Genomic DNA, 7763 nt, shown 5'->3' with positions numbered 1-7763 from the left:
CCGCCTCGCCAGAGCCCGTCGATAAAGGACGAATTTCGAGTCAGGCTCTAAGGCAAAAGTGCTCAACAGCGAACGGGTGAGATTCGAGCCCGCGGGCGAAAATTATCGCTTGGTAGCCACCTTCGATTTCCGCCGGCAGATCGCGGTCGTGAAGTTCGTCGGCCCCCACGCGGAATGTGACCGCATCGACGCGATGACAGTGTCGCAGTTCTGAGAAGACGACGGATGGACATTCGGCCGATCCGCACCGACGAGGACCATCGCGCGGCGCTCGCCGAGATCGAAGCCTGTTGGGTGCGCGGGAGGGCACCGAGGTGGGCGACGAGCTCGATGTGCTGCTCGCGCTCGTCGACATCTACGAGAGGAAGCGACGGCCGATCGAAATCGGCGGGGATTTCGATCCGATCGACGTGCTCCGCTACGCCATCGACGAACTCGGTCACACCCAGTCGAGTTGGCGGAACTCCTGGGATCGCGCTCCCGGGCCTCGGAGGTTCTCGCACGCCGGCGCGCGCTCACGGTCGAGATGATCCACAAGATCGACGAGTGATGGAAAATCCCGGCCGACCTCCTTGTCCGTCCATACAAGATCGAGCGGGCGGCCTGAGCGGGAACGTGCCCGGCGCATCCGCGGCGTCACCGTCGTCGAACGGCGGTGCTGGTTCGTGCTGCTTGCATGGGGAAGCGGCGCCGGGACCTTCGGGCGAAGGCGTCAGGGATACATCACCAAACGCACACGGCCCATGCCGAGTGCGGCATGACTGCCGATATGCGTGTGTTCCGCCAGCACCAGGAACGGAGCCAGCGGCGAGAGGTCGCCCTCGATCCGACACTCGCCGAGCAGGCCGGTGACCGGAATACGTCGATCACGCTGGCGTTGCGAGAAGCGGACCGCGCGGTATGGCGACAGCCGGTCACGGACGACGCGGGCCTGCTCGCAGATACTCCGCAGCATGGCCCAATCGGCCGTCAGGGACACGTCGAGCCAGGGTGCCAGACGGCGCACCCGGGTCACCGCGGCGTAGAGAAGCGCTGGCGGGACCGTCAGGACGGCGGCGCCGGCGCGCACGGCGACGGGCGTGAGGCAGATCAGGCTCACCGCCCCGACCGATCGCGGCGGGAGATCGGCGCAGACGCGGCGCATCAGACAATCGAGCGGTTCGAGCGGACAGCGGTGCCGGCTTCCGGCCTTGATCGACACGCCGGCGGCGAGCGCCGCGACCAGCGCCACGCGGCATTGGTCGGCCCAGAAGGCTGCCGTGCCGAACAGCCGAAGGTCCACCTGGATCACGTCGCCGAGGACGTCGACGTCGATGACGAAGGGCCGTGTCGTCTCCTCGTCGGCACCGAACAAGGCCGGGAAGGGAGGCGGCCGGTCGAAGGGATCGTGGCGATGGGCGATCGGCGGCCCGGCGAGGGCGAGCACGCGACCGAGGGCGCCGCGGATGCGCATCGCGAGATCGGGATGGTCCTCGAGCTCCGGCGGGCGGGCGCAGACGACGCGAATCTCCTCCTGGACCCACATCAGGAGCAACTCGTCCGGCGTCGCCGCGATCTGCGTCATGATGGCTCGGAACGTCAGAACAGCAGGAAGGCGGACTTCTCGGCGATCGGCGCCATCCCGAACGAACGGCTCGCGTCGAGCCCCTGCGCCGTGATCGCGTAGACCCGCAACGAGTCCGTCGGCGCCAGCTCGCGCTCGATCTTCTCGGCGATCCGTCGGGCTGCCGCCGGCGTCATCCGGCCCTCGAACACCGATTTCTGCACGCGCACGAGATCGTTCTCCAGAAGCTTCGCCACCCGCGCCCGGGCGCGGTCCCGTTCGATGTCGTAGGCGAACACGTAGAGATGCGTGCCCCGGGACATGGTCAATAATCCATCTCGTACGGTCGATACGGCGTGCCTTGCTCGCAGGCCTCGGCATAGGCGTACGCCTGCTCGAGCATCAGGGCGCGCCACAGCACGTCGCGCCGCGAGCGTGGTGAGCGGACCGGCTGCGCGACCCAGCTTTCATAGGCGCGGATCACCGCCGCCCAGCCGGAGCGGGTGAGGCGTGTGCCGACATCGAGGACGAAACTGTCGGCGGTGAGGGCCTTGCGGTTGAACGACGCCGCCACGCAGGCTTCGGCGACCGGCGCCCGGAGCTCCTCCATCAGATCGTGCACGGCGGCATCGATCCCGTCGGCGGTCTCGTGCAGGACGCCGAAGCCGGGATGCAGCCCGGCCCGGATCACCACGGCGCGAACATCGCGGGCCAGCATGTTGCACACGACATTGACGGCGAGATTGGCGGCGTCGGGGGCCGGGCGCCGGCTCCGTCGGCCGAACCGAAACGGCTCCGGGAAGCATCGGCCGAACGCCGGCCAGAACGCCGCCGCACCGGCGCCCTCGTATCCCATCGCGGCATCGATGTCGGCCGCCGTGTCGAGCGAGCGGATCGTCCGGTTCAGAACCACACAAGCCTCGGCGATCTCGGCGTCCTTGCGGGTGCGGTTGAGGCGCCGGAGCAGGGCGCGCTGGTTGCGAAGCCGCGCGTCGACGATGGTGCGGGCGAGGGCGAGCCGCCGCGCCGGGTCGAGCACGGTCCGGGCCTGGGCGAGGTGCCGCCTCGCGCGCTCCGGCCCGACATCCTCGTAGCGGCCCGTCACCTCTCCGTGGCCGTTCACCCGGTCGATCTCGATGGCGTTGGCGGCGGCGAGCTCGAGCGCCTCCAGGGTCGCGTCGGTGCCCGGGCCGAGCTCGATGCGGTCGATCTGCCCGGGCGGCAGGTCGACGATGCGGCCGATGTCGTCGACGAGGCGCAGCCGCGCCCCTTTCGCCTCCAGCCGCCGGCCGGGCTCGATCACATAGACCGGGAACACCGGATCGGAGCGCTCGCGCGGCGGCGCGGCGGTGGCGTCGCTCCCCTCGGCGGGCCTCGTCGCCTCGGCTTCCGTGAGCAGACGCTCGGCGGCCGCGATGGCGTCCTCGTCCGGGATGTCCTCCTCCTGGACCTCGCGGACGATGAGCGAGCGGACGAACACGTGGCCGAGGAACCGGAACCCCTCCTCGAAGCTCACCAGCCGCGTCTTCTCCGGATGAATCTCGAGGCCCTCCTCCGCGAGCAGCCGGGTCATCTCCACGAGCGCCTTCTCGGCCGAGGCCGGCGTCTTGGCCAGCAGCACGAAATCGTCCGCGAAGCGCACGAGCCGCACGCCGGCGCGCTCGATCCGGTCGTCCACCGCGTCGAGATAGAGGTTGGCGAGCAGCGGCGAGATCGGCGCGCCTTGCGGCACGCCGCGGCCGGTGAGCGAGTAGGTCTCGAGCCACAGCCAGATCAGGTCGACCATCGCCTGGTCGTCGACATGCTGCTCCAGCTTGGTGATCAGCCGGTCGTGCGGAATGCGTTCGAAATACGCCCGGATGTCGCCGTCGACCACATGGGTGAAACCCTGCCGGCGCAGGCTGCCGATGCGGGCGACCGCCTGCGCGACCGAGCGGCCGCGGCGATAGGCGAAGCTCGAATCCGCGAATGCCTTGTCCAGCACCGGGTCGAGCACCAGCGTGGCGGCGCCCTGGACCACCCGGTCGTGCACGCACGGGATGTCGAGCGGCCGCAGGCCGCCGTCCTTCTTCGGAATGAAGGCGCGGCGGGCCGGTCCGGGCCGGTACTGGCCGCTGCGGAGCGCCCCGGCGAGTCGCTGGATCATCGATTCGGCGACCAGCGCGAACCGCGCGACCGTCATGCCGTCGCCACCGGCGGCGCCGTTGTTGGCCTTCACCTTCTCCCAGGCTCGGCGCAGGGTGTCGACAGCCGCCACGCGGTCGTAAAAGGGGCCGGAGCCAGTCTTGGATGCCGTCATGCGAACAATCCGCGATGTCGACACATTCGAGCAGATTTCCACTGATGGGTCAATTTCGGTCCATTTCCGCCGGAAAAACTGGAAGAACAGTGGAAACAGGTTTCCGAAATTCAGCATTGACAGCCGCCTGCGAACCCCCCAGTCTGACTGCATGCACCGCGCACCAGCGGAACGTAAAGTTACTGAAACGCGACTGCTGACCCGAGGTCGGTCTGACTGCATGCACCGCGCACCAGCGGAACGTAAACGACGGCCGCATCGCCTATGTGAAGGCGATCCGTCTGACTGCATGCACCGCGCACCAGCGGAACGTAAAGATCTCCGGGCCAGGCATGCTCGCCTGGGTCTGACTGCATGCACCGCGCACCAGCGGACCGAAACGTCGTCGCGGCCTGCGCTGCCGTCCCGGAACGCGCCCTCCCGCCCTTTCGGCGAGCCCTGTCGACACACCACAACCGCTCTCGACAGCGGTATTGCAGGGTGCTCTACTCGGCGCGTCACCTGTTCGTATGGGGGCCGGGAGACTCGTGCCGTCGCATATCGTTCGCGTCGCCGCGCAAAATCTGGCGTTTTCCGTCATCGATACCAACGACCTGTCGACCATCCGGGGCGGCGGCCTCGCGTTGCTCGCGGCGGTGGAGGCCGTCGACGCCCACCTGAAAGCGTCGCAGCCGTCCTACCGGCGCATTTCGCTGGGCGCGTCCGAGCTGCTCGCCGCCCTCGATGTCGCGGCCGGCGACGAGCCGTCGGTCGAGGCGGACATCCGGACCGTGCTGGCCGGACCGATCGGGTCGGCCGGCGCAGCCGGGCCTCGGGGGAGCGATTTCAGCTTCGCGGTGGCGGTCGAGCCGATCGCCCGCGGGGCCGACAAGAGCCTCGTGGGCGCTGTCGCGCGGGCCGAGGCGCGCCTGCGCGTCGGCCAGTACCGGACCTTGTCGTTCGTGCTGCCGGACCCCGAGCCCGGCAGCCCCGGCCGGCCCTGCGAGATCGACCGGGTGCGGCCGGCCGCCGTCGCGGAGGCCGGCGTCGAGGTCTCGCGGTTCGTGGCGGTGCGGCGGCGCTTCGGCCGCGCGGCGCGCCAGGGCTTCTACGATCGGGAGCTCGAACGGGACCCCGCCGGCGAGCCCGTACGGGCCGCGCTCGCCGAGCGCGCGCTCGCGTTCACCAACACCCTGTCGGATCTCACGGCCGACACCGCGGGTGGCTTCGCCCTGCCCCCGGCGCTCTCGGGCAAGATCGCCGTCGTCCATCTCGACGGCAACGGCTTTCAGCGGTTGCGCAACAAGCTGATGCGGGACGTCGACGCGGTCGCGGCGTTCAGCACATCGGTGCGGACCTGGCAGACCCGCCTGCTGGCGCGCCTGCTCGCCTGGGCGCTCGAACCGGACCGGAGCCACATGATCCGACAGCCGGTCCGTTCCCGGCAGGACGACGACGAGGTGGCGCGCCTGCGCTTCGAGACCCTGCTGTGGGGTGGCGACGAGATGGTGTTCGCGGTGCCGGTCTGGGCCGCCTGGAGCCTGGTGCTGGAGATCGAGGACGAGCTGCACGGCTGGGAGCTCCCGGGCGACGCTCTTTTCCGGCACCTGTCCCCACAGGAGCGACGGCTGACGCACGGGATCGGCCTCGCCTTCGTCAACCACAAGGCGCCGATCCGGCAGTCGCGAAGCCTGGCCGACGATCTCTGCTCGGACGCCAAGAGGGCCGACAAGAGCCGGACGATCGTCTCGGCCTTCGCGGCGGAGTCGGTCGAGCTGCCGCGCGGCGATCTCGACCGGACCCGCGAGCGGCTGCTGCTCGACGGCGCGAAGGCGACGGTACCGTTCGCCTTCGCCAAGCCGGCCGTGCAGCGCCCGTTCCAGAGCGCGACCACCTGGTTCCGGTGCTTGAAAGGAGCGCTCGACCGCAGCCAGGCCATGAAGCTCGCCCTGGAGGCCCGGCAGTGGCCCGGCGGGCTCGCGGCCGCCGATGCCGGGAGCGGTGACGCAGCTTGGTCGACCTGGGCCGCGGCCGAGCTGACGCGGGTGTTGCGCGAACGTTCAGGGACGATGCTATCGCCGACCTGGGCCTCGGCGACACGACGGAGCACCTTCCGTTCGCGGCGTCGCGGGCGGGTGCGACCCGCAACGCGGTGCTGCCGCTGATGACCGCCCTGCATCTGTGGGACTATGTCGAGCCATTCGGCCCAGACTGCCGCGACGGAGACGCGCCATGACCCTGCAGGCGATCGACATCCGCATCGAACTCGTGTCGCCCTTCATGACCGGCGGTGAAATCAACCCGCTGTTCGGCGTGGACGCTCGCCTGCCGCGCAAGGACGGCCGTCCCGTCATTCCCGGGACGCTGGTCCGCGGCGTGCTCCGCGACGCCCTGCTGGCGATCTGCCGTCGCTGTGGCGGCGCCATCCCGGGCCTGCCGGGAAGCGGCAACGCCTTCATCGGCGACGTGTTCGGACGGGCCTCGGGCCTCGGCCAGGACGACGACCCGAGCCAGGGGGCCGACGACCGCGGGGCCAGCAACGCACCGCAGCGCGGCGCCGTGACCTTCGAGGACTTCGAGGCGGAGCCGGTCGCTGCCGGCAGCGGCACGATCACCCGGATCCGGATCGACGAGGCGCTCGGCTCCGCCGAGGAAGGTCACCTCCAGGTGCTCGACCTGCCGTTTCCGATCGGCGCGACGGTGGCGTTTTGCGGCCGGGCGCTGGTGCGAACCTCGGGGGCCCTTCCCGTGGCGTCGGTCGTGTCGGCGTTCGAGCTGGCACTCGGCGTGGTGCCGGCGATCGGCGCCCACAAGTCGGCAGGCTTCGGCCGGGTCGCCGGCTTCGCGGTGACGCTCGCCCCGGCCGCCTCGCTCCCGGCCGCGATCGCCGTTCCGGCCGCGGTCCCCGCCGCGGCCGCTGCCGAGGCGATCACCTTCGCGCTCGATTTCGATGGGCCGTTCTTGGTCGGTGCCGAACGGATCGCGCCGAACGTCTTCGCGGGCGCGGTCGAGGTGTCGGGCGGTGCCATCAAGGGCGCGGTCGCCAACGTGCTCGGGCCGGACGGGCAGCTCCCGGGCGATCTGGACGCCTTCCTGTCGGACGCCGTGTTCCGGGCGGCCCGTCCCGCCGTCACCGCCCGCAACGAGGTCCGCGCCGGCAGTCTCGTATCTGCGCCGGAGTGTGCCCCGGCACCGGACGGCGGGAGCCGCCCGGTGGTCCCGCCCTTCTCGCTCTGTGTGTACGAGAAGGAAAACCCCGAACCCGGCAAGAAGCTGCGCTTCGACCTGCACGACGCCATTCTCGACGAGCAGCCGCGGATCGGCACCAACCCGACGTCGCCTCCGGTGCTCGCCGTCGACTGGAAATCGATCCACGCCAAGGCGATCGACAAGGCGCTGGTGGACGACAAGGCGCTGGCCAAGCGCTCGCTCGTGTCGATGCACCTGGTCGAGAGCGTCGTGGCGCGCTGCGTCCGGACCCGGACCGCGATCGACGATCGTCTCGGCACCGCTCGCTACGAGCCCGGCGCCGGCGGCGCCCTGTTCGTCTACGACATGGTGGAGCCGCGCCTCGCCGATGGCCCGGCGCTCCGCTGGGTTTTCGAGATCGGGGCTCCGGGCGGCGTCCCGGCCGATATCCTCGGTAAGCTTCACGGCTTGCGCATCCTGATCGGCAAAGGGCCGACCTCCGCCACCCTCTCGACCCTGGGGCCGGCGTCGCGGCCGCCCGTCGCGGCCACCCGGCGCGGGGCCCAGTGGCAGGCCGCCGTGGTGCTGCAGACCCCGGCGCTGCTGACCCCGATCGACCGGCTGCGCGCGAGCGGCGGCGACGTAGGGGCGGCGTATCACGAGCATTTCCGGCAGGTGTTCGCACCGGTGCCGGTCACGCTAGTGGTCTCTGCCTAACAGAAGAGTCCTTGGTCGGATTCCCTTTTTCGGGCT

General features: G+C 70.3%; 7 protein-coding genes. 4 read left to right on the top strand and 3 right to left on the bottom strand.

What is annotated here, in order from left to right; genetic code table 11:
• Positions 1-58 precede the first annotated feature (58 nt).
• Together A33M_RS23290 and A33M_RS20555 are read left to right on the top strand one after the other, a co-directional pair.
• Positions 59-214, top strand: a complete 156-nt coding sequence (locus tag A33M_RS23290) for a type II toxin-antitoxin system HigB family toxin (protein WP_008391518.1) — start codon at positions 59-61, stop codon at positions 212-214.
• Between the two features lie 100 nt (positions 215-314).
• On the top strand, positions 315-530 hold the full coding sequence (locus tag A33M_RS20555; protein WP_008391515.1) for a hypothetical protein: 216 nt from the start codon (positions 315-317) through the stop codon (positions 528-530).
• Positions 531-712: 182 nt separating this feature from the next.
• Here the strand turns inward: A33M_RS20555 and cas6 are convergent, their stop codons facing one another.
• From cas6 to cas1, 3 genes are all read right to left on the bottom strand, one after another.
• Positions 713-1453 carry a CRISPR system precrRNA processing endoribonuclease RAMP protein Cas6 gene (gene cas6, locus A33M_RS20550; RefSeq protein WP_157223593.1) on the bottom strand — a complete coding sequence of 247 codons (741 nt, stop codon included), beginning with the start codon at positions 1451-1453 and terminating at the stop codon, positions 713-715.
• 125 nt (positions 1454-1578) lie between these two features.
• Positions 1579-1866 carry a CRISPR-associated endonuclease Cas2 gene (gene cas2, locus A33M_RS20545; protein WP_040622241.1) on the bottom strand — a complete coding sequence of 96 codons (288 nt, stop codon included), beginning with the start codon at positions 1864-1866 and terminating at the stop codon, positions 1579-1581.
• 2 nt (positions 1867-1868) lie between these two features.
• Positions 1869-3842: a CRISPR-associated endonuclease Cas1 gene (gene cas1, locus A33M_RS20540; RefSeq protein ID WP_040622239.1), complete on the bottom strand. Its 1974-nt coding sequence runs from the start codon at positions 3840-3842 to the stop codon at positions 1869-1871.
• Between the two features lie 527 nt (positions 3843-4369).
• Here cas1 and A33M_RS20535 point away from each other — a divergent pair.
• On the top strand, positions 4370-5986 hold the full coding sequence (locus tag A33M_RS20535) for a hypothetical protein (protein WP_008391506.1): 1617 nt from the start codon (positions 4370-4372) through the stop codon (positions 5984-5986).
• A 67-nt stretch (positions 5987-6053) separates the two neighbouring features.
• Positions 6054-7727 carry an RAMP superfamily CRISPR-associated protein gene (locus A33M_RS20530; RefSeq protein WP_008391504.1) on the top strand — a complete coding sequence of 558 codons (1674 nt, stop codon included), beginning with the start codon at positions 6054-6056 and terminating at the stop codon, positions 7725-7727.
• Positions 7728-7763 lie beyond the last annotated feature (36 nt).

It is taken from the genome of Rhodovulum sp. PH10, from assembly GCF_000293785.1.
Lineage (GTDB): Bacteria > Pseudomonadota > Alphaproteobacteria > Rhizobiales > Xanthobacteraceae > Rhodoplanes.
This window is presented reverse-complemented; position numbering and strand designations above follow the sequence as displayed.